The 21,855-nt window shown below is 71.4% G+C and carries 19 protein-coding genes; 10 read left to right on the top strand and 9 right to left on the bottom strand.

Going from position 1 to position 21,855, the window contains the following annotated elements:
- Nucleotides 1-128: 128 nt before the first annotated feature.
- On the bottom strand, nucleotides 129-1,625 hold the full coding sequence (locus tag OG730_RS40105) for an MFS transporter (protein WP_327308924.1): 1,497 nt from the start codon (nucleotides 1,623-1,625) through the stop codon (nucleotides 129-131).
- A gap of 144 nt (nucleotides 1,626-1,769) precedes the next feature.
- Entirely contained in the window at nucleotides 1,770-2,888 is a 1,119-nt protein-coding gene (locus OG730_RS40100; protein ID WP_327308923.1) for a sialidase family protein, read from the bottom strand.
- A gap of 335 nt (nucleotides 2,889-3,223) precedes the next feature.
- Between OG730_RS40100 and OG730_RS40095 the strand changes: the two genes are divergently transcribed.
- The 5 genes from OG730_RS40095 to OG730_RS40075 all read left to right on the top strand — a co-directional run bounded on the left by OG730_RS40095 (nucleotide 3,224) and on the right by OG730_RS40075 (nucleotide 12,066).
- Nucleotides 3,224-5,218, top strand: a complete 1,995-nt coding sequence (locus tag OG730_RS40095; protein ID WP_327308922.1) for a discoidin domain-containing protein — start codon at nucleotides 3,224-3,226, stop codon at nucleotides 5,216-5,218.
- 47 nt (nucleotides 5,219-5,265) lie between these two features.
- The gene (locus tag OG730_RS40090) at nucleotides 5,266-5,895 is read left to right on the top strand and encodes a class I SAM-dependent methyltransferase (RefSeq protein WP_327308921.1); all 630 of its coding nucleotides are present in this window, start codon (nucleotides 5,266-5,268) and stop codon (nucleotides 5,893-5,895) included.
- Nucleotides 5,896-6,055: 160 nt separating this feature from the next.
- Nucleotides 6,056-7,687, top strand: coding sequence for a hypothetical protein (locus tag OG730_RS40085; RefSeq protein WP_327308920.1), 1,632 nt, complete (start codon nucleotides 6,056-6,058; stop codon nucleotides 7,685-7,687).
- Nucleotides 7,688-7,829: 142 nt separating this feature from the next.
- On the top strand, nucleotides 7,830-9,881 hold the full coding sequence (locus OG730_RS40080; protein WP_327308919.1) for a CASTOR/POLLUX-related putative ion channel: 2,052 nt from the start codon (nucleotides 7,830-7,832) through the stop codon (nucleotides 9,879-9,881).
- Nucleotides 9,882-10,029: 148 nt separating this feature from the next.
- Entirely contained in the window at nucleotides 10,030-12,066 is a 2,037-nt protein-coding gene (locus tag OG730_RS40075) for a SpoIIE family protein phosphatase (RefSeq protein WP_327308918.1), read from the top strand.
- Here OG730_RS40075 and OG730_RS40070 read toward each other — a convergent pair.
- The 3 genes from OG730_RS40070 to OG730_RS40060 all read right to left on the bottom strand — a co-directional run bounded on the left by OG730_RS40070 (nucleotide 12,063) and on the right by OG730_RS40060 (nucleotide 14,952).
- Complete coding sequence (locus OG730_RS40070) at nucleotides 12,063-12,587, bottom strand: DUF3291 domain-containing protein (protein ID WP_327309606.1); 525 nt, start codon at nucleotides 12,585-12,587, stop codon at nucleotides 12,063-12,065. The two genes, OG730_RS40075 and OG730_RS40070, sit on opposite strands and share 4 nt — an antisense overlap.
- A gap of 122 nt (nucleotides 12,588-12,709) precedes the next feature.
- Entirely contained in the window at nucleotides 12,710-13,759 is a 1,050-nt protein-coding gene (locus tag OG730_RS40065) for a Rieske 2Fe-2S domain-containing protein (RefSeq protein ID WP_327308917.1), read from the bottom strand.
- Between the two features lie 59 nt (nucleotides 13,760-13,818).
- The gene (locus tag OG730_RS40060) at nucleotides 13,819-14,952 is read right to left on the bottom strand and encodes a hypothetical protein (RefSeq protein WP_327308916.1); all 1,134 of its coding nucleotides are present in this window, start codon (nucleotides 14,950-14,952) and stop codon (nucleotides 13,819-13,821) included.
- A gap of 271 nt (nucleotides 14,953-15,223) precedes the next feature.
- On the opposite strand from OG730_RS40060, the gene OG730_RS40055 reads away from it, so the two are divergent.
- The 3 genes from OG730_RS40055 to OG730_RS40045 are packed head-to-tail and all read left to right on the top strand — an operon-like array spanning nucleotide 15,224 to nucleotide 17,660.
- Entirely contained in the window at nucleotides 15,224-15,745 is a 522-nt protein-coding gene (locus OG730_RS40055; protein ID WP_327308915.1) for a hypothetical protein, read from the top strand.
- 20 nt (nucleotides 15,746-15,765) lie between these two features.
- Nucleotides 15,766-16,959: a sensor histidine kinase gene (locus tag OG730_RS40050; protein ID WP_327308914.1), complete on the top strand. Its 1,194-nt coding sequence runs from the start codon at nucleotides 15,766-15,768 to the stop codon at nucleotides 16,957-16,959.
- Complete coding sequence (locus OG730_RS40045) at nucleotides 16,956-17,660, top strand: response regulator (protein WP_327308913.1); 705 nt, start codon at nucleotides 16,956-16,958, stop codon at nucleotides 17,658-17,660. The genes OG730_RS40050 and OG730_RS40045 overlap by 4 nt, the downstream gene beginning before the upstream one ends.
- A gap of 15 nt (nucleotides 17,661-17,675) precedes the next feature.
- On the opposite strand, the gene OG730_RS40040 is transcribed toward OG730_RS40045, so the two are convergent.
- Nucleotides 17,676-18,176, bottom strand: coding sequence for an SRPBCC family protein (locus OG730_RS40040; RefSeq protein ID WP_327308912.1), 501 nt, complete (start codon nucleotides 18,174-18,176; stop codon nucleotides 17,676-17,678).
- 90 nt (nucleotides 18,177-18,266) lie between these two features.
- On the bottom strand, nucleotides 18,267-19,190 hold the full coding sequence (locus OG730_RS40035; protein ID WP_327308911.1) for an LLM class F420-dependent oxidoreductase: 924 nt from the start codon (nucleotides 19,188-19,190) through the stop codon (nucleotides 18,267-18,269).
- A 274-nt stretch (nucleotides 19,191-19,464) separates the two neighbouring features.
- Between OG730_RS40035 and OG730_RS40030 the strand changes: the two genes are divergently transcribed.
- Complete coding sequence (locus tag OG730_RS40030; protein ID WP_327308910.1) at nucleotides 19,465-19,599, top strand: hypothetical protein; 135 nt, start codon at nucleotides 19,465-19,467, stop codon at nucleotides 19,597-19,599.
- A 134-nt stretch (nucleotides 19,600-19,733) separates the two neighbouring features.
- On the opposite strand, the gene OG730_RS40025 is transcribed toward OG730_RS40030, so the two are convergent.
- The gene (locus tag OG730_RS40025; protein WP_327308909.1) at nucleotides 19,734-20,267 is read right to left on the bottom strand and encodes a DUF3291 domain-containing protein; all 534 of its coding nucleotides are present in this window, start codon (nucleotides 20,265-20,267) and stop codon (nucleotides 19,734-19,736) included.
- 32 nt (nucleotides 20,268-20,299) lie between these two features.
- A complete protein-coding gene (locus OG730_RS40020; RefSeq protein ID WP_327308908.1) occupies nucleotides 20,300-21,007 on the bottom strand; it encodes a helix-turn-helix transcriptional regulator in 708 nt (235 codons plus the stop codon).
- Nucleotides 21,008-21,057: 50 nt separating this feature from the next.
- Here OG730_RS40020 and OG730_RS40015 point away from each other — a divergent pair, with 50 nt between their 5' ends.
- Nucleotides 21,058-21,342: a hypothetical protein gene (locus OG730_RS40015; protein WP_327308907.1), complete on the top strand. Its 285-nt coding sequence runs from the start codon at nucleotides 21,058-21,060 to the stop codon at nucleotides 21,340-21,342.
- The last annotated feature ends 513 nt before the right edge of the window (nucleotides 21,343-21,855 follow it).

Below are 21,855 nucleotides of genomic sequence, written 5' to 3'. Positions count from 1 at the left end.
CCGCGCACGGCCATCTCGTGCATCCGCCGGCCGACACCCGAAAGCTTCTCGATGGGTGTCGGCCGGAGGCCACGTCGGCCGGGTGGGTGACGGTCGACGTCGATCCCTTGTGAGCCGGGGGGGGAGGCTCAGAACTTCGGGTGCGGGGACTGGGCCTCGCACAGTTCCGCGGCCTCTTCCTGTGTTTCGACGGAGGGAGGGGAACCGTCGAGTGGTTTGCGCGCGGTTTCCTTCATGCAGGCCACGGCGATGATGCCGACCAGCGCCGCCCCCATCGAGTAGTAGGCGGGCATCAGGTTCGAGCCGCTCCAGCTGATCAGGGCGGTGACCACCAGGGGGGTCGTCCCGCCGAAGAGGGAGGTCGACAGGTTGTAGCCGACCGACAGGGAGCCGTATCGGACCCGCGTCGGGAACAGGGCGGGCAGGGCGGCGGACATCGTCGCGAGCATGCAGACCAGCGACAGCCCCAGCACGAGCATGCCCAGCCCGACCGCGAGGACGCTGCCCTGGCGGATCAGGAGGAACGCGGGCAGGGAGAGCACGAAGAACCCCGCCATGCCCGTCATCAGCACCGGCTTGCGGCCGAAGCGGTCGGAGAGCGTGCCGACCCGGCTGATCACCAGCATCAGGAAGACCATCATGCCCAGCAGGACGAGCAGGCCGTGCGTCTCGCTGTAGCCCAGTTCGTCGGACAGGTAGGTCGGCAGGTACGACAGCACCAGGTAGACGTTGATGTTGTACGCGCCGACCAGGCAGACGCACAGGACCAGCGTCGGCCAGTGGTCGCGGAAGATCTTCGCGAGGTCGCCCTTGGTGGTGGTCTCCACGGCGTCCCCGGCGTCCGTGGCGAGTGCCTTGCCGCCCTCCAGCTTCTGGAAGGCCGGGGTCTCGTCCAGGCGCAGCCGCATGTAGAGGCCGACCAGGCCCAGCGGCCCGGCGACGAGGAAGGGGATGCGCCAGCCCCAGGCCTCCATCTGGCCGTCGTCGAGCAGGGCGTACAGCGTGGTGACGAGGCCGGCCGCGCCGACGTACCCGGCCAGGGTGCCGAACTCCAGGAAGCTGCCGAAGAACCCGCGGCGCTTGTCGGGCGCGTACTCCGCGATGAAGGTGGAGGCGCCGCCGTACTCACCGCCGGTCGAGAAGCCCTGGACCATGCGGAAGAGGATCAGCAGGGCGGGGGCCCAGAGGCCGATCGTCTCGTGCGAGGGGATGAGCCCGATCGCGAACGTGCCCACCGCCATCATGATCATGGTGAGTGCCAGGACCCGTTTGCGGCCGAGGCGGTCGCCCATCGGGCCGAAGAACATCCCGCCCAGCGGCCGTACCAGGAAGGCCACGGCGAAGGTGGCGAACGAGGACAGCAGTTGGGTGGTGTCGTTCCCGGACGGGAAGAAGACGTGCCCGAGGGTGACGGCCAGGTAGGAGTAGATGCCGAAGTCGAACCACTCCATGGCGTTGCCCAGCGAGGCCGCCTTGACGGCGCGCATGACCGTCGCCTGGTCCGTGACGGTGATGTCCGTCCTGCGGAGTCTGGGATTCCTGCGCTGCCTGATGGCGCGGAAGAGGATGGGATGGCGCTTCACCGCTTCGGGATCGGCCACCTGCGGGGGATTGGGGGCCACCATGGGCCGGTCCTTTCCTCGATGGGTGCTCCAGCCATCCCGTCTGCGCGATCATCGTGTTCGCAAACGGTCCGGGCGGCCGAATGCGATGTGGATCACAGCATTCCGGACCCCGCGAGGTTCTCGGGCCTCCCCGCCGACACCCGTTCACTTGTGGAGACGGGTGGTGTACACGTCCGTACGGTTCTGTGGTGCGTCGGTGTTGGCTTCGGTGAGGACGGCCCGCACGCCCTTGCCGTCTGCGACGAGACCTTGGTAGTCGCCGAGGAAGTAGCCCCCGGCGAACGGCGCCTGGAGCCAGTCGAAGATCCGTGAGATCCGTCGTTCGGTCCGGAGCTGCGGGTTTCCGTGCGGCAGGGTGGCGAGCTGATAGGCGGTGGGCAGGGTGGTGGTGTCGCCCGGCTTGAGGAAGCGCAGGTCGTAGTAGGTGAGCGCGACCGTGCCCCGCTCGTCGACCGCGATCGACGGGGAGAAGGCCGGCACGTCCTCAGGGCTGATCAGCTCGGGAGTCCCCCAGGTGTGTCCGCCGTCGGTGGAGCGGACGAGCTGGACGGAGTCGAACCTGCCGCCGGAGAAGTCCGAGCCCTCGTAGGCCATGTACAGCGCGCCCGACGTGGGATCCACGGCCGGGCTGGGCAAGGTGGCCGCGGCGCGCGGCAGTTTGGCGGGGTCGTTCGGGTCGGCCTCCGGCACGGAGGTGTCGCGGGCCACGGTGGCCGGGGCGCTCCAGGTTTCTCCGGCGTCGGTGGAGGTGACCACCTCGTAGTGGGCTTCGGAGACGGCGCTCAGGTCGGCGGTGAGGGTGATCCGGTCGTAGAAGTCGTACAGGGTGCCGGTGCGCCGGTCGACGACGATCACATGGCCGATGGTCTGGGTGTTGGGCACGGCGCTGGTGTCGACGAACCGCCGGGCCTCGCTCCAGGTGCGGCCGCCGTCGCGGGTGAGGGAGATGTAGCCGGGACCGTCGAGGGAACTGGGGCCGGGCGGGTCGTTGTCGAGGCGGTCCCAGACCTGGTAGGCGGTGCCTTCGCGGATCGGGTCGGCGGTGAGCGAGGGCTTGTCGTTGAAGAACGGTGCTCGTCGACGTGGGTGGTGGTGAGGTTCCGCCAGGTGCGGCCGCCGTCGTGGGACGTGGCGGTCAGGAGGGCGCTGCGCGTGCTCTTGGTGAAGTCGACGCCTTCCCCGCTCGCGTAGACCGTGCCGTCCGGGCCGGTGCTCGCCCAGGGGTCGGAGGCCCGCTCGTAGTCCGCGCCGCCCGGGGCGCACAGGCTGAACGGCAGCGTGCTCCGGTGGAAGGTGTGGCCGTCGGTGGTCCAGGAGGCCACCAGGCCGCGGGCGGCGCCGTCGTTCCAGCGGTCCGTGTTCCGTGTCGCGTGTTCCGTGTCGCGCGTTCCGTGTCGCGCGTCGCGCCTGGCAACGGACCGCGAGTTCGAAGTGGCGGCATTCCGGCGGACCCTCAGCACCCCGCAACAGGCTGCTTGTTGCGTTCTTCTTCTTTGTTTTTGCGGATCCATGCCTCTCTATTGCATCCCCATGCGCATCTCCCTACGCTCTGCCGCGTCAAGGCCAGCACTGATGCGACGCAGTCGGAGGAGATCCAGATGGGTGTCACGCGCCGAACGGTCCTGCGGGCCGTTACCGCCGCCGGGGCCACCGGAGTTGCCGGAGTTGGCGGAGTCGTCGGAGCCTCCCAGATCGCGCTCGCCGCCGGCGCACGCGCGGCGAGCGCACCCGGCGACGTCGTCGGCAAGGTCACCGTGGGCTACCAGGGCTGGTTCGCGTGCGCCGGCGACGGTGCCCCGATCAACGGCTGGTGGCACTGGGCCCAGAACTGGGGCCAGTCGCCGTCCACGTCCAACAAGGCCATCGTGGCGTGGCCCGATGTCCGCGACTACCCGACCACCTACCGCACCGCTTTCGGAAACCTGGGCAACGGACAGCCCGCTTCACTGTTCTCCTCGTACGACCAGTCGACCGTCGACGTGCACTTCCGCTGGATGAAGGAGTACGGCATCGACACCGCCGCGCTCCAGCGCTTCAACCCCACCGGCGGCGAGGGTCCGACCCGCGACGCGATGGCGGGGAAGGTGCGCGGCGCGGCCGAGTCGCAGGGCGTCAAGTTCTATGTGATGTACGACGTTTCCGACTGGACGTCCATGCAGACGGACATCAAGGCCGACTGGGTGAACAAGATGCGGGCCCACACCGGCTCGCCCGCGTACGCCCGGCAGAACGGCAAGCCCGTGGTGTGCGTCTGGGGCTTCGGCTTCAACGACAACCAGCGGCCGTTCACCCCGGACGCCTGCCTGGATGTCATCAATTGGTTCAAGCAGCAGGGCTGTTACGTGATCGGTGGAGTGCCGACCTGGTGGCGGACGGGAGGCGGGGACTCGCGTCCCGGATTCTCCGGGGTCTACCACGCCTTCGACATGCTCTCGCCGTGGATGGTCGGCCGGATCGGCAACGCCGGGGACGCGGACAACTTCTACAACGTCGCGACCGTGCCCGACCTCGCAGAGTGCGCCGCACACGGCATCGACTACCAGCCGTGCGTCCTGCCCGGCGGGGTGACCGAACGGCAGCGCGCCCATGGCGACTTCATGTGGCGGCAGTTCTACAACATGGGCCGGGCCGGGGCCGCGAGTGCGTACATCTCCATGTTCGACGAGTACAACGAGGGCAACCAGATCGCCAAGACCGCCGAGTCCCCACTCTGGGTGCCGGCCGGATCGGGCCTCGCGGCCCTCGACGAGGACGGGACCGCCTGCTCGTCCGACTACTACCTGCGGCTGACGGGCGACGGCGCCCGGATGCTGAAGGGGCAGATCCCCCTCACCGCCGTCCGTCCGACCCCGCCGGTCGCCGGCGGGGACACGGCCGCGCCGACGGCCCCCGGCAGCCTGCGCGCGACCGCCGTGACCGATACCACCGTGACGCTGGCCTGGACGGCCTCCACCGACGACATCGGCGTGACGGGCTACCGGATCCGCCGGATCACCGGCGCCGGCGCCACCCCGATCGGCACGGCCCCGGGGAGCGCCACCACGTTCACGGTGACCGGGCTCACCGCCTCGACGTCCTACACCTTCGACGTACAGGCCCTCGACGCGGCGGGCTCCGTCTCCCAGCCGTCCGGACAGGTGACCCCGACCACCACGGCGGGCGGCTCCCCCACCATCGACCTGGCCCTGAACCGGCCGACCGCCGAGAGCAGCCACACCCAGGTGTACGGATCGGGCAACGCCGTGGACGGCCAGGCGAACTCGTACTGGGAGAGCGCCAACAACGCCTTCCCCCAATGGCTCCAGGTGGACCTGGGCGACTCCGTTGGAGTGCGCCGCATCGTCCTCGCCCTCCCTCCGGCCACCGCATGGGCCACCCGCACTCAGACCGTCGCCGTCCAGGGCAGCGCGGACGGCGCCTCCTTCAGCCAACTGCTCGGCGCATCGGCCCGTACTTTCGACCCGTCGACCGGGAACACCACCACCCTGGCCCTGCCCGCCGGCACCGCGGCCCGCCACCTGCGGCTCGTCTTCACCTCCAATACGGGCTGGCCCGCCGGCCAGGTCGCCGAGTTCCGGGTGTACGGCGCCTGATCACCGGGGGGCCGGTAGCGTGGCAACCACCGTCAGGAGGAGGGGACATGACCCGACGCAAGAGCGCGGCCGAGGTGTTCGACGCGCTGGGAGAGCGCTACGACGACCTGTTCGGGTCCGTGCCCGAGCAGGTGGAGGCCCTGGACTGGCTCGTGGGGCGGCTGCCCGCCGGAGCCCGGGTGCTGGACGTCGGCAGCGGCACCGGCCGGCCCACGGCGGAGGTGCTCGTCCGCGCCGGACATGCCGTGACCGGGATCGACGTGTCGGCGGCCATGGTCGCGACGGCCCGCGCCCGGGTTCCGGGAGCGCGTTTCGAGCAGGCCGACGTACGCACGTACGTCCCCCCGGCGGTCGGCTTCGACGCCGTCTGCTCCTTCTTCCCGCTCCTGGTCATGGACCAGTCGGACATCGCGGCCGCCCTCGACCGGATGACGTCCTGGATCGCGCCGGGCGGGTACCTCGTGCTGGCCACGGTCCCGGGAGACATCCGTGGGCTGGACATCGAGTGGATGGGCCACCCGGTGACCGTCAGCAGCCTGTCCGCGGACCAGCACCTGCGTCAACTGACGGCGGCCGGGCTCGAAGTGCTCCACCACCACACGTCGTCCTTCGTACCCGCGGATCCCCTCGCGGGGCCCGAGGAGCACTTCTTCTGCTACGCGACACGACCCGCCTGAGCTGGAGCGTCACCCCGGAACCGGAGGTTCCGGGACAACGCCGCATATCTCGTACGGGGGTACGTGGTTGATCCACCGATCACCCTTGATTTCCTTTCGAGCGTCCTGAAAGTCTTCGTTGGAGTCAGCTGTCGCAGCAGCACCAACGGAGGCAATACGCATGTCCCCACGCATGTCCCGGCGCACGTCCCCCACCCGAATACGCAGGGCGTGGCTCACGGCCACCACCGCGGCCGCCCTTGCCCTGACCGGTCTGTCGGCCCCGGCCCACGCAGCGGAAACCCCTCCCCCGCTGCCCGAATCCTGGCAACAGGATCCGCAGACAACGAACGTCGGCGCGGCGCCCGTTGGGACCCTGGGATGGACGAGCCCGGGCGGCAAGGCCGACCCCGCGGACTTCACCCTGCAGGCCGGCACGATGAACGGGACCACCGCCGACCGCGTCGCACGCCTCGACGGCGTACTGCCCACATCGGGTGTCTCGAAGCTCCTCGCCGAGGCCAACCGCACCGTCAACACCACGTCGTGCAGCCGCGATCCGTTCGGAACCGCCCCCGATCCGGCCCTCAAGTGGTGCCTGGAGAACGACGACTCGACCTCGCGCGAGTGGATCCCGCAAGCCATGACCGGCGTCTCCGACGCCGCCGAAAGCGAGCAGTACGGCGTCGGCAACGACACGAACATCCAGCTCTACGCGTCCTACGACAACTGGGACCCGGGCCGCGACAGCAACGGGAACGACGTCGGCGACTGCAACCCCGACGAGCTGGAGGCGAACGACGCCTGCAACCAGAAGGGCGTGCGCGTCTCCTTCGTGCAGCGCCGTGCCGACGGCACCGTGAAGTACCGGCACGTACTGCTGGGTTGGGCCTACGAGAACAACTCCCAGCACATCTCCTTCGACGGGGTGCACTCCGCCGAGGGTTCGACCAAGCCGGACCCGAACGTGGACATGCAGAACGGCCTGCACGCCGGCGGCATGGTCTGGTACGGCCACTACCTCTACGTCGCCGACACCCGCAACGGCATCCGGATCTTCGACATGGAGAAGATCATGGACCTGGATCCCAACGGGGACGGCAAGGCCGGTGACGAGATGGGCGCCGACACCGACGGCGTGAAGACCACGTCCAACGTCCAGGACAAGACGAAGATCGGGCGCCAGAACAACGTCTGGTACAGCTTCGGTTACCGCTACGTGATGCCGCAGGTGGCGGCCTGGAAGTTCAAGGCCGACCAGTCCAATCCCTCCGGGTCGTTCAAGTGCGTCAGTACCGGAGCTCCGAAGGCGTCCTACGTATCGCTCGACCGCAGCATGACCCCGGACCGGCTGATCATGGGCGAGTACTGCCGCCCGGAGAGCGGCTACCCGTCGCCCGGCCGCATCGCGTCGTTCCCCGTCAAGGACCTGGAGAAGCGCTCCGGCGAGGTACCGGCCCAGGGCTGGGCCAACTACCTGCCGATGTCCAACGGCGGCGCCCAGGGCGCCCTGGCGATCGGCGACAACCTGTACGTCAACCAGAGCGCCGGCCACACCGACCCCGGCAACCTGTGGCGCTACAAGTGGAGCAACGGCGTGCTCGTCTCCAACGGCACCGCCATCAAGACCGCCACGGGCGCCGAAGACCTCTACTACGAACGCGGCGCACAGCGCCTGTGGTCGGTCTCCGAGCACTACGGTCCGGCGGTGAACGCCGATGCCATCGAGGACGGCAAGTCGGCGCCCTGCCTGGGCCTCGTGTGCGAGCGCGTTCTCTACGCCCACAGCAAGGCCCAGTTGGACGCTCCGTAGTCCGCCACCGCGCGAGCCGCCCGAACGGGTGGATTAGCTCTGGAACTCTCCGCGAACCGGCACCGCACACCGCACCGTTCAGGGATGTGGAGACCGCGCAGGGGGATGCGGTCGGGGCCGGAAGCGGGGGCGCCGGATGGGCGTGGGACGACCTGAGGGGCAGCGGCGGGCTACGGTGCGGGACCGGGCGGGCTATCGGTTCGACCGGACCCTGGCCCGCAGCACCGGGACCCTGATGGGCTGGCTGGTGATCACCTGCCTGGCCGTCGTCGTCCCGGTGAGCACCCTGCTCGTGTGGACGGACCCCGGGTCCCCGCGCTCGCTGTCGGGCCGGTTGACAGCTGCTTGGCGGACCAGCGCCGAGACGTTGCGTTTGGGAGCCGTGACCGGAACACCGCTGCGCATGGTGCTCGCGGCCCTGCTCGGTCTGGTGGCCCTGCTGTGCGTGTCGACCCTGGTCGGGGTGATCACCACGGGGCTGGCCGACCGGATGGCCGAGCTGAGCCGGGGGCGGTCGACCGTCCTGGAGGAGGGCCACATCGTGGTGCTCGGCTGGTCGGACCAGGCGGGCACGGTGGTGAGCGAGCTGGCCGCCGCTCAGGCCCCCGGCCGGCCGAGGGCCATCGTGCTGCTCGCCGACCGGGACAAGGCCGAGATGGAGCGGGCGCTCGCCGCGCGCATGGGCCCGGGCGGCGGACGACCGCGGGTGATCTGCCGGAGCGGGCCCGCGAGCGACCCCGGTGTGCTCACGCTGGTCAGCCCGCAGACGGCGAGCACGGTCCTGGTGCTGTCCTCGGACGAACCGGCCGCCGACGCGGAGGTCCTGCGGATCCTGCTCGCGCTGCGAGCCGTCCTCGGTACGGCCGCGGACGGGCCGCCGGTGCTGGCCGCGGTGCGCGAGGACAGGTACCTCGCACCGGCGCGGCTCGCCGCCGGCCCGCGCGGAACGGTCCTGCGGACCGACACCGTCACGGCCCGGCTGATCGCCCAGTGCGTGGGCCGCCCCGGCCTCTCCCTCGTCCTGCGGGACCTGCTCGACTTCGCCGGATCCGAGTTCCACGTCGTCGACGCGGCCCCCTTCCAAGGCCGCCCCTTCGGCGCCGCGCTGCTGGGCTACGCGGACGCCTGCGTCATCGGGCTGCTCACCGCGGACGCCCGTACGGTGCTGAACCCGCCGGCCGGCACCCCTGTCGAACCGGGCAGCCACTTGATCGTCCTTTCCCGCGACGAGGACTCGGCGCGACCGGAGGAGTGCGAGCACCTCGTCGATCCCTCGGCGGTCAGTACGGCCGCGCCCCCGCCCGAGAAGGCCTCGCGGCTGCTCCTGCTCGGATGGAACCGCCGGGCACCCCTCGTGGTCGGACAGCTCCGCCGGATGGCCCGGCCCGGTTCCGTGCTCGACGTGGTCACGGACGTCACCGTGCCCGGGCCCCGGACGTCGGTCCCGACCCCGACCCCGGCGACGGCTCCGGGAACGGGAACAGGAACAGGAACAGGAACAGGGACGGGATACGAGCCGGACCACAAGCCGGGGCGGGACGCGTCGGCTTCGCCTCCACTCGCCGTGCACTTCCGGTCCGCGCCCTTGTCCCACCCCGAGACCCTGCTGGGGCTCGACCTCTCCGGGTACGACGGGCTGGTGGTCCTCGGCCCCGAACCGGGCGAGGGCCCCGACCGTCCCGACGACTGGACGCTCGTCACGCTGCTGGGACTGCGTCTTCTGGAAGAGAGCACCGCCCGGAAGCTGCGCGTGGTCACCGAGCTCACGGACGACCGCAACCGGCCCCTGGCGCCGGTCGATCCCGGCTCCGACGTCATCGTCAGCGGCAACCTGACCGGGCTGCTCATGGCGCAGATCACCCAGAACCGGCACCTCGCACCCGTGTTCGGCGAGCTGTTCTCCGCCGAGGGCAGCACGGTGCGACTGTGCCCTGCGGGAACCTACGTACGCCCGGGCAGCGAGGCGAACTTCGCCACCGTCGTCGCCGCGGCCCGCGCCCGGGGGGAATGCGCCATCGGGTACCGATTGCACGAGCGGCGCACCCTGTCGCCGGATCACGGGCTCCGGCTGAACCCGCACAAGGCCGCACGCCACCGCTGGAGCTCCGAGGACGAGGTGATCGTGGTGTCGGCCGACCCCGCCGGGCTCGGCGATCCCACGCCCGACCGGTCACGACCCGTCTCGGCCGGGTAGCAGCCGGGAGCCGGGCGTACACGGGACTGCCGACCCTTGTGCACGGGCCCTTCGGTCCCCACGGAGCAGACGTCCGGCCAGTGGTCGTACCCCCTCCCCCGCGCTTGGCTGGAAAGCCGTGCCATCTACTTGGAGGGGACCGCCCGAGATGAACCCGCGGCCCGCAGAACCCGCTCCTCCCACCCTCGCGCGGCCCGCTGCCGACGGGTCCGGCCGCCTTCTGGTGGCCCTCGAAGGCGGCTCCCGGGAAACCGGGCTGATCCTCGACGCCGATCCTCGGGCGACCGCCCTTCTCGGCACGGCCCCTCTCGAGCTGGTCGGACTCCCCCTTGCCGCGCTGGCCCCCTGTGGCCATGCGGGGTCGGTGTCCCGGCTCCTGCTCGACGTCGCCCACGCGCAGCCGACGGACCCGCCGGTCACCGGTACGGCGGTGGCCGTTCCCCCGGTGACCCGGAGCCCGCTGCTGCTGCGGAGCGGGGACGAAGACGTGCTGTGCCTGGTGTCCGCCTGGTCCGTCGACGGTCCCGAGGGCCGCCCGGCCGCCGTGGTCGAGCTGGAACGGTCCTTCTCCGCCGACTCCGGCAGCTGGGCGATGCTGCACGCGATGGCCGCGCTCCGGGGGGAGTCTGTCTGGGCCTACGACGAGGAGCACGACCGGTTCTGGTGGGTCGAGAACTCGCTGAAGCACAACGGGCACCACGGCGCCGCGGAGCTTGCCCTGCAGAACGTGCTGGACCAGCTGCATCCCGATGACACGGCTCACGTCGAGGACGCCTTCTGGGCCCTGCGCCGGGGCGAGCGCGAGGTGGTGAACATCCGCTTCCGCCATCCCGACGGGGAAGGCGGCTACCGTGCGCTGCACTCGGTCGCCCGCATCATGCGCATCGGCTTCGACGGGACGCGCCGGATCGTCGGGGCCACCGCCGACCGTACGGACGCTGACGAGCACGAACGGGCCGTGGCCCGCGAGCACACCCGGCAGAACCGGCTCGTACGCGAACTCGCCGCGGCATTCGTCGCGGCCAAGACGGAGGAGGAGCTCACCGAGGCCATCCTGCACAAGGTGGCGCCCGCGTTCGCCGGAACGGGCACGCTGCTCGCCTTCGTCGAGAACGAGCGGCTCCGGGTCACCTTCGGCGAGGGCATCGACCCCGCCATGGCGCGTTCCCTGCACGGCATGAGCTTGGACTCGCCGAAACCCCTGGCCCACGCCATCCGTACCGGCCGCACCGAGGCCATCGCCTCCAGGGAGGCCTACCGCGCCGCCTGGCCGAAGGCGCACGGCCTGCTGGACGCGACGACCGCGCAGTCCTTCCTCATGGTGCCGTTCGCCGCCGAGCGCGGCAGACCTCTGGGCGGCTGGGTCATCACGTACGACGCCCCCCACCGCACCACGGAACAGGAGAGCACCCTCCTCGGGGTGATCGCCGAGCTGGCGGGCCAGGCCTGGGAGCGGATCCGTCTGAGCACGGCCCGCCTGGAGCTGGCCGGGGCGCTCCAAAGGGACATGCTCCCCGCCGAGCTGCCCGCCATCAGGGGATTCGAGATCGCCGCGCGCTACCTGCCGGCCAACGAGGGCCTGGAGGTGGGTGGTGACTGGTACGACGTGATAGCCCTGCCGGACGGCGGGGTCGCCTGCATCATCGGTGACGTCCAGGGCCACAACATCCAGGCGGCCGCGCTGATGGGGCAGGTCCGTACCGCCATGCACGCCTACGCCTGGGAGGACCCCTCGCCCGACCGCGTTCTGGAGCGGACGAACGAACTCATGCTCCAGATGGGGGCGTCCGGTTTCGCGACCTGCCTCTACGCACTCCTCGATCCGCTCGGCCGGGTGGTTTCGGCCCGGGCGGGCCACGTAATGCCCGTCCTGTGTACGGACACCGGCACATCGGCGCCCGAGACGCCCGGCGGACTCCCGCTGGGCGTGCAGAACGGCACGGCGTACCCGCTGACACAGGGCCGCCTGGGGCAGGGCGAGACCCTCGCCCTGCTCACCGACGGGATCGTGGAAGGGCCGCGCCTCAGCCTGGACGACGGCACGGCGCTGGTCTGCCGGACGCTGGAGGAGTCCCGGGGCGCACCGGTCGAGGAGATCGCGGACGCCTTGATGTCCTGTGCCGGGGCCACGCGGCATGACGACGACCGGGCCGTTCTCGTCGTGCGCCGAGCGGTGGCCGCCTAGCGGTCGGCTCCGCCAAACCGGTCTTCCTTCGGCCCGATGCCCTGGGTCCTGGCCGGAGTTCCCTCCGGGTCGAACGAGTGCTGGAAGGTGAAGGCGTGCGGCACGGGGCCGTGCTCGCGGAGGTGGTCCAGCCTCGAAACCCCGGCCCGCCAGGTGGGTATCACGCCCTCGGTGACCCACCAGCACACGTAGTTCGGGTGCTCGGTCCTCTCGAACCAGTCGTGGCGCCTGTTCAGCGCCGCACGGTGCGGGCCCGTGCAGACGGCGTCGAAGGCGGAGTGCAGGTCGGTCCAGAGCGAGAGCGTCGTGGCCAGGGCGGTGGTTTCCACCGTCCGGCCCTTGCCGTACCAGGTCGGTACGGCGAACTCTCCCCATGCACCCCAGTCCGCTTCGAAGAGCACGTCCCGGTCACCGTCCGCCGGTTCGGCACGCGCGAGGTATCCGGGGCGCTCACCGATCTCCCGGTAGACGACCTCACCGGTGGCGTACAGCTCGCGGGTGAGGGCAGCGGGATCGGCCAGAGGCGCCGAAGACCAGGTGAAGGTAACGGCCTCGGCTGCTCCTGTCGAAGTTGCGTTTTCCCTGCCCAAGTGGCCTCTGATACCTCCTTCGAACCGCCGCGGACCGCGTACGTGCCGCCGTGTCAGGAGTCCGCGTTCGGTGCCAGGTGCAACTGGTCGCCGGTGCGGGTGATGCCGAACCGGGCCAGGGCCCGGGTGGCCGGGCCCTGCAGGACGGCGCCGGTGGCGGCGTCGAAGGAGGAGTTGTGGCAGGGGCAGAGGAAGCGGCCGTCCTTGGGCGGGTTCACGGTGCAGCCCGAGTGGGTGCAGAGCCCGGACAGGGCGGTGTACGTCCCGGCCTTCGGCTGCTGGACATAGACCGGGTCGCCGCTCCCCGGGGCGGAGACCCGTAGCGCTCCGCCCACCGGAACCGAGGCGGCGGCGAACCCGGGGACCGAGGGCTTGGCGGAAGCCGGGGGCGCGGCGGCATCGGCCCGCCCGGCCCCGGTCCCGGTGCGCGGGCGGCTGCGGGCTGCGGCCGCTCCGGTCAGCAGGGTCGCTCCGGCGACGGCCAGGGTGGCGATGACTCCGTCCAGCAGGACGTGACGGCGCGGGTGGAGGCGGGGGCCTGCGGTGGCGGCGGCCGGGCGGAGCCGGTGGGACGGTCGGGCCAGAAGGGCGTCCAGGGAGAGGTGGGGCGTCCCTACGACCATCAGCGGCAGCCAGGCCACCAGGTAGATCAGGTCGTTGCCCAGGTAGTACGGGTGGACGCCCCAGCTGACGCTCAGCCACAGGGTCAGGTTGAGGACCGCCCCGGCGAGTGCGGCGGTCCTTCCCCACAGGCCCAGCAGGGTGCCGAAGCCCACCGCGAGCTCGCCGAAGGCCATGGCCGGTCCGCTGGGCACGGGCGCGGCGGCGGCCCGGTCCAGCAGGGCGCCGATCGGGCTGTGTGCCGCCAGCGCGTGGGCCTGTGCGGCCATGGACGCGGGGTCGGTGAGGCCGCCCAGGTAGTGCGGATCGGCCAGCTTGTCCAGACCGGCGTAGAGGAAGGTGGCACCCAGGAAGAGGCGTAGCGGCAGCAGCGCGTACCGGCTGAGGCCGCGATCGGCGTCGGCGGCGGGGTGGGGTTGGGGGCGGGGGCGGGGGCGAGCTCCGACGGCTATGGGAGCGGTCGTGTCGGGCGCTTGGTCCATGGCGGGGGTCCGATCGGTGCGGCGGGGAGGGGGCGGGAGCCGTGCGGCCGGCCGTTGCGTCAGTCCGCGGAGCTGCTGCCGGGGGCGGACCGTCGGCAGTTCGCGTTGGCCTCGCCGCTCAGCTTCGGGCAGAGACTGGTCCTGGCCGCCGTCCTGTCCCCGTAGTTGACGTTCCAGTAACTGACCATTCCCGCGGCGCAGTCCTGCCGCTGCCAGGCCGCCGGGGCCCGTTGGCACTGCTCGCCCACCCACACGGGGCGGTCGATGTTGTACTTCATCGTCCTCGATCCCATGCCCCGCGAGCAGGCCGAACGGCTGTCGTTGGTCGGCGCCTTGAGGCACCAGGCGAGTCCCTGGACGAACGCCTCGGGGTGCACGGTGTAGTCGTGGGTCTGCAAGTAGTAGATGGGCGCGTAGAAGTAGCAGGCGCTCTGGTAATCCGCCGGCTGCTCGGCGCACGGGTACTGGGGCTCGCCGGCCAGCTTGTCGTCCGGGAGCTTGGCCAGGGCAGTGGGGTCGCTCTCGTCCGGCTCGAACAGCTGCATGAAGATGCCCTCGGAGCAGGCCGTCACCTGGTAGTCCTTGGGGAAGCGGTCACACATCCTCTCGGCGGCCGGGACGTCCAGGTGCGACACGAACATCGTCCCGTGGCCTATGCCGTGGATGCAGGCCGGGGTCTGCGCGGGGCCGCACAGGGTGGTGACGGCAGTGGCCGGATTCGGCATCTCCTGCAGCTTCTCCTCCACGATCCCGTGCAAGTAGCCGGAGCCGCAGACGTCGTTGGGGAAGCTCATCGCCTTGGTGAAGTCCCCGTGGTACTTCACGAGCGCGGTGTGTCCCAGATCGTGGGCGATCGGGTGGCAGAAGCCGTCCACATAGGGGGATTTGACGGTGATCCGTTCCAGGTCGGCGAGTGCGACGCCGGGGTCCTTCACGGTGGCCTCGGCGACCAGGTAGTTGCGCAGGGTGCTCAGCGTCCAAACCGCCGGAACGGTGGGGGCAGCGGGAGACGGCGTGGTGGAGGGTTCGGTGGAGGGTACGGCGCCCGGCCTGGTCGGTGTCCCGGCCGGCACCAGGGCCGCCGCTGCCGACGGCGCCGGACCGCCGCCGCCCGACCAGGGAGTGGTGGCCACGGCCCAGACTCCCGCCACGCACAGGTAGAAAGCCAAGAGCAGAGCGAGCGGTCGGTACATCGGCAGGCCCCCCGGCACACGGTGTCCAGCTGTGGGAGGGGGAGGCACGGCCCCGCCCTCGATCCGGGCAGAGCCCGGACCCTCCATCATGCGTCGGCGCCGGCCGCACCGTCTTGGATAAATCGGAGGCCGGTGCGAGGCCGGTGCGAGGGCGGCCGGGAGGGGCGGCCGGGAGGCGGCCGCGGTGGAGAGGCGGGAGCCCTCGATCTCCACCCGTCTCTCCACCCTTGGGTCCAGGCGTCGAGAGCCGCCGCACAGCAGGCTTGAGGGCATGACAACGACCGAGTGGATCACCGACATCGCCCTCCTCCTGATCGTCTTCCGGCAGCTTCGGGAGGGCCGGCTCGACCTCAAGTCCTTCCTGATCCCGCTGGGGATCGTGACCTTCGTGGCCTACTCCTACCTGGACACCATCCCCACCGCCGGCAATGACCTGGTGCTGATCACGGTCCTGGTCGCCGTGGGCGCCGCGCTCGGCATCGCGGGCGGCGTCTACACCCGGGTCCGGACCGTCGGGGAGCACGTCCTGATCAAGGCCGGTGCGGTGGCGGCGGCCCTGTGGGTCGTGGGCATGGGAGCGCGGATGGGCTTCCAGCTGTGGGTCGAACACGGCGGCGCCGCCGATGTCGCCCGGTTCAGCGCCGCGCACCAGATCACCAGCGACAAGGCCTGGGTCGCGGCGTTCGTACTGATGGCCCTCACCGAAGTGGTCACACGGCTGGCGACGATCTTCATCAGGAGCCGCAGCCACATGGTGGCCCGCCCCGCGCCCGTGCTCGACCGTACGGTGTGACCGTGCAGTATGTTCGGCGCATGCCCCCGACGAAGACCCCTCCGCCTCCGGGAACGGCACCGTCCCCGGAGGCGCGGGCGCGTCCGGTTCCCGGGCAGGACCCCAGGGTCCAGTGGGCCCTGACCCTGGCGGTCGTCGCCGTCGGAGCCGTGACGATCCGGCCCATGGGCCTCAGCGGCCAGGGGCTGGCCGTCGCCGTTCTCTTCGTGATCAACGCGGCCGCCCTGCTGGCCCGGGGCCTGCCCGAGAACGCGGCGACCCGGCGGTTCGCCCCCGTGTGGCTGACCGGCGGTGTCGTCGCCGCAGCCGCGCTGATCGGCGTCAGCAGCAGCGGGACGGGGTACCTCTTCGCGTTCTTCCTGACCGGTCACATCGGGCACCGGCTGGAGACCAGGTGGGCCCTGACGCTCGCGGGATTCTGCAGCGCGCTCTGCGCCGGCGTCATCTACTTCGATCTCGGGCCGGGGCACCAGCAGTTGCCGTGGATCCTCGGCCTGGCCACCGGCGCTCCGGTCCTGATCGGCATCCTCAACCGCAGCCAGCGCCAGGCGGTGCGGGCCGCGATCGCGGCGTCCGAGTCCGCCGAACGCGCCGCCCGGGCCGAGGCGCGGACGGCCGTGCTGAGCGAACGCGGCCGGATCGCCAGGGACGTGCACGACGTACTGGCGCACTCGCTGGCCGGGATCAACATGCAGCTGGAACTGACCGACGCCTTGATCGACACCGGTGACCTGGAGAAGGTACGGGAAGCCAATGCCAAGGCCCACGCCCTGGTCAAAGAGAGCCTGAAGCAAGCGCAGTGGACCGTACACGCGCTGCGTGAGGACGCGTTGCCGCTCGTGGAGAGCTTGACGGCGATGGTCGCATCCGCGGGCCGCCACGCCGGGCTCACCGTGACCGGTACGACGCGCGAGCTCCCCGCCCGAGTGACCCAGAACCTCCTGCGGATCGCCCAGGAGGCGCTGACCAACGCGGCCCGGCACGCGCCGGGGGGCGCCGTCGGCGTGGACCTGGGGTTCGCTGCCGCATCGACGACACTGAGGATCCACAACGGCCCCGGCACGCGCCCGGGGAACGCGGGGCCCGGAAGCGGGATGGGCCTCATCGGCATGCGCGAACGCGTCGCCCTACTGAACGGAACCGTCACCGCCGGCCCGGTCACCGAAGGGCCGGACCGGGGCGGATGGCACGTGGAGGCAGTGATCCCGGGATGAGCGAACCGACCGAGGAGCGTCGCAGGTTGAGGGTGATCGTCGCCGACGACCAGGCCGCCGTCCGGGAGCCGCTCGCCGCGGTACTGGGCCTGGCCGAGGACATCGACGTCGTGGCGGCCGCCGCTGACGGGACGGAGGTGCTGGCGGCCGTGGCCGCCGGGCCGGTGGACGTCGTACTGATGGACCTGAGGATGCCCGTCATGGACGGGATCGAGACGACCCGCCGACTGTCCGAGCAGTACCCGCAGGTGGCGGTGGTCGTGCTCACCACCTTCGCCGACGACGACTCGATCCTGGGCGCGCTGGGCGCGGGGGCCCGCGGGTACCTGACGAAGAACGCGGGACGCAAGGACATCACCCGCGCCATCCGGGCCGCCGCCGCGGGTCAGTCCGTACTCGACCGCGAGGTACAGGACCGACTGCTCGCCACCGTCAGGAACACGGCCACGGGCACGAGCGCGACGGCCACGAATGGCACGAGTGGCCCCGTGCCCGGATCCGCCCTGCCCGAGGACCTCACGCGCCGCGAACGCGAGGTCCTCGCGCTGATCGGCCAGGGCCTGCCCAACCGGGCGATCGCCGAGAAGCTCTTCATCAGCGAGGCCACCGTGAAGACCCACATCAACAACCTGTTCGCCAAGGCCGCCATCCCGGACCGGGCGGCCGCCGTCCGGCGGGCCATCGAAGCGGGCCTGGTCTGATCCGGCGCCGGCGGCTCAGCCGGTTTCCAGGGCCTTCTTGAGGTTGCGCAGGGTCGTGGCGATATTGCGGCGCTGGAAGTCCGCGAAGACGCTTCCGCGCGTCGCGACCCGGTCGAAGGCGTTCGCCACGAAGTCCGGCCACGACCGGCGGTCGTCGGTCCACGTCTCGGTGACCAGGGTCCCCTCCGGTACGGCCTCGAAGCGGTACTCCCAGGTGGCGATGGGACCCGACAGCCGCGGCCGCCTGACACCGATGGCATGCACCCGGAACCGGAAGAGCCTGTCCTGCTCGAGCGCCGTCACGGTGCACCGGGTGGTCCAGCGGAAGGCGCCGCGTTTGTTGCGGCCGTCGAAGACCATCCCGACGCCGGGTTCGCGGCTGCCGCCGTGCACGTTGGCACCGAGGTTCTCCGGGCTCCACTCCCCCATCCGTGCGGGATCGGACACGCGCCGGTAGACCTCGGCGGGACGGGCACGGACGACGATGCTGTCGGACACCGTCAGCGTACGAGGCATGGTTCCCCCTTCACAGGACCGGATGCTACCGCTCCGGCTCACCTGAGACTACCCCGCGGTAACTTCGTGGTCGGTCCGCCCTGGGGAAGGTCAGTTCGCGAGGTCCCCCAGGAGGGCCCAGGTGCGCAGCCGGTCGGCATCGCCGGCGAGGTCGGTTCCCGAGAACACCACTTCCGTCGCCCCGGCGTCGCGGTAGCGCCGGACCTCGGCGGCCACCGTCTTCTCGTCACCGATGACGGCCACATCGGACGCCCGTCGGCCGCCGGAGAGTTCGACGATCCTGGCGTAGGAGGGGATCTGTTCGTAGAAGGCGAGCTGTTCGGTCGCCTTCTCGCGCACGGACTCCACGTCGTCGGTGACCACGCCGTGGACGAGGGCCACGATGCGGGGTGCGGGCCGTCCCGCGGCCTCGGCCGCCGCGGTGACGGCCGGGACGATGTGCTCGGCCAGGGCGCGCGGCCCGGCGAGGTAGGGCAGTACGCCGTCGGCCAGCTCGCCGGTGACGCGGAGGGCCTGGGGGCCCATCGCGGCAACGAGGAGCGGCACCGGGGGATCGGCTCCCGGTACGCGCCCCGGAATCGGCGTGGTGGCGGTGAGCAGTTCGCCGTGGAAGTCCGCGGTGCCGGTCTCGGTGAGTTGGCGCAGGGCCGTGAGGAATTCCCGCAGGCGGGCGACGGGACGTTCGAAGGGGAGGCCGAAGCCGGCTTCGGTCAGCAGCTTCGTACCGAGGGCGAGTCCCAGGTGGTAGCGGCCGTGCGTGGCCGCCTGGGCCGTCTGGGCCTGGCTGGAGACGATCAGCGGGTGGCGGCCGAAGACGGGAATGGCGGACGTGCCGACCTGCAGTCCCGGTACCTCCCGCCCGACGATGGCGGCGAGCTGCGGGGAGTCGGCCCCGAAGGTCTGCCCGAACCAGGCCGAGCGCAGGCCCGCCCGCGCGGCCTGTTCGGCGAGACGCACCGTGGCGTCGATCTGGTTCCCGGGGCCGGTCGCGTGAAGAGTTACTCCGACAGTCATGCAAGCGTCAACGGCCTTCGGGCGGCTGCCGATTCCGTTCCTGTGTGACGGTCTCTTGTCGGCTGTGTGTACACGCACCAGGTGGTTGCCCCCGAGGGCGATGGGTCGAGGGGCGGCGGCCTCACCGTCGGCGCGGAAGCGCGCGCAACGTCCCGGGGTTCTCGTAGCCGACGCGCTGCGGGGCCAAGCCCCCGCGGGCGGCTCCGGCCTCCGGTCGATCAGGGAGAGCGCCGCATGGCTGGTCGCGCGTGCGCGGCCCGGAGCCCGGCCGGGGATGGCCCGGCGCGTCCTGGACGGCGACGGACACGAGGCCCCGCTCACCGCGGACACCACGATCGTGCAGGTCGGCCCGACGCTGGTCCGGCACGGGCGGATCGCCGTGAACGCCCTCGCCGACGGGGTCCGGTGAGGGCCGCCCGCCGCAGGCCGGTGGACGTTCCCGCCTCCGGGAGGAGGTGGCCTTTCGTGCGCCGGGGTGCGCACCGTCGAGCGTCCCCTCGTGGGGCCGAGCCGCTCGGCGTCAGCCCGCGGCTGACCGGTGTGTCACCGCGACCCGCCCGCCTGCCCGGCCGGGGCCGGAGCTTGGGCGGCCGCCGCGGGGGCGTCGTAGGAGGAGGCGAAGGTGAAGGCGCGCGGGGACGGCCCGTGGGTCCGCAGGTCCGAGAGCCGCTCCAGGGCCTCCTCGACGGTCGGGATGTGTCCGGCGGGGATCCACCAGAGGACCAGGTGCGCCTCCACGTGCCGCTCGAACCATTCGCGGCGCCGGCGCATCGCTTCCAGGTGCCCGCTGCGGTAGGCGAAGTCCCACAGGGCTTCCTGGGACTCCCACACCGTCAGGTTGACGATGACGTCCTCCCCGGCGGGGCGCAGGGCGGTGGCGTCGGCGTCCCCCTCCCCCACCAGCCTCCACACGAAGCCGGGCGCACCGTCGGCAGCGGCGTTGACCGAGTCGAGCATCTCGACGAACGGCGCCAGGCGCGGGTCGTCGAGGGGGTGGAGGAGCGTGGAGACGTTGAGTTGGGCGAGACGGTGAGCCTGCGGGAGAGGGGACACGGCCGGGTGCTGGGATGCGGTCATGGCCTCATCCCAACACGTCCGGGTTTTCTATGTCAATGTTCATTGTTTTTAGAAACTTCCAGCACCACACAGCATTGCCCGGGGCGGGCGTCCATACGGGCGCGGACGGGACCGTCCGCGCCGAGCATCCCCTCCATCAAGGCGAGGTTCATGCCGCAGACCAGCGGCGGGAATCGTTCGGCGACGGCATGGAAGGGGCAGTTGCGCATGCGGATGATCCGGTCGGCCGGATCGCCGGCACCGGTGGCGCCGGTGGCGCCGCCCGGCCCCTGAGCAGCCTCCAGATGAGGTTCGTAGCCACGGGCGGTCAGCATCTCCACGGCCTCTTCGAGGCCCCCGCAGGGCGCCGCCGAGCCGCGCAGTTCCTCTCCCCGGCGGCGCGCGGCGGCGCAGAGGCCGGCGTCGAGACCCGCCTCCTCGGCGGCCTCGGCGAGCAGTTCGGCGGCGGTGCGGTAGTCCCGGGCGGGCAACGACACCCCCCACTCCGCCCGCGTCCGCGTGTACACCTTGGCCGGACGGCCGGCGCCCGGGCCCGAGCGACCCGTGAGGCGCCGGCTGCCGCTATCCAGGAGGCCGACCTCGGTCAGCTTGTCCAGATGGTGCGCGGCCAGCGTCCTCGTCACCCCGGCCGCCTCCGCGGCCTCGTTGCGGCCCACCTCGCGGTCCTGCGCCACCACGTACTCGTACAGGCGGCGCCGGACGGGGTCCTGCAACGCCGCGATCACATCGATGTCCTCCACCCCGCCATTCTAGAAACAACGCGGGTTGGAGATAGAAGTGCGGGCCGCCCATGGTCCCGGCGGCCCGGCGCCCCACCGGCGAAGTGCGGCTGCGGCGGGCCCTGACGGCGGTGTGGTCCGCGGCGGGCGTCCGGGGCTGTTACGGCGACATGCGGCGCGCGCCCGGGGAGCAGGATGCCGTGACGTGCACGGTCTCATCGCTGACGGAGTTCGGGCACGTACTGGGGCGGGTCCGGCTCCCGACCGGGCACATCGTGGCCTGCGGTCGCATGGCGGTCCGGGAGAAAGGCGACGGTCCCGTCGACTGGCTGGACTTCCACCTGCCCCGGACGTGAACCGCGTCAGGGCGTCCGCCGTTCCGCCAGGGCCTACGTCACCGACGACGAGCCGGGGCTCAGCGGCAGGGGCCGCGGCCGCAGTCCTCGACGGGCCCGCGTCGGGGAGGCTCTCCGGGTACTCGCGCAGCTCCCTGCGCTCGTCACCGAAAAGGCTGGTGTGGTACGTGATCGTCAGCCGGGTCCGGCCCGGGGTTCCCGAGGGGCCGCTGCTGACGCTCGTCGCTGCGCTCAGGCCGTCTCTCTCCCCCCGTGATGTCGTTCGCGCCCCGGCGAACTCGACGGAATAACCCGCCGGGCCCGCGTGGACGTTGCCGAACATCACGCACGCACCCGCCGTGATGAGGCCCGCGGCACCCACCGCGACGGCGGCACCGGTGACGGAAGGTCCGCTGTCGCCGGGCGAAGAGCGGCCAGACCGTGGCGAGGAACGGAGCGATGCGGATGGCAACACCGGAAAAGCCCCCGGGGCGGCCGGGCGGCCGCCCCAGGGGCTTTGCTTCGTGCGGGTGG

The sequence above is a fragment of the Streptomyces sp. NBC_01298 genome (genome assembly GCF_035978755.1).
GTDB lineage: Bacteria > Actinomycetota > Actinomycetes > Streptomycetales > Streptomycetaceae > Streptomyces.
The sequence above is the reverse complement of the archived record's forward strand: the minus strand, read 5'-3'. Positions and strand labels throughout refer to the sequence as shown.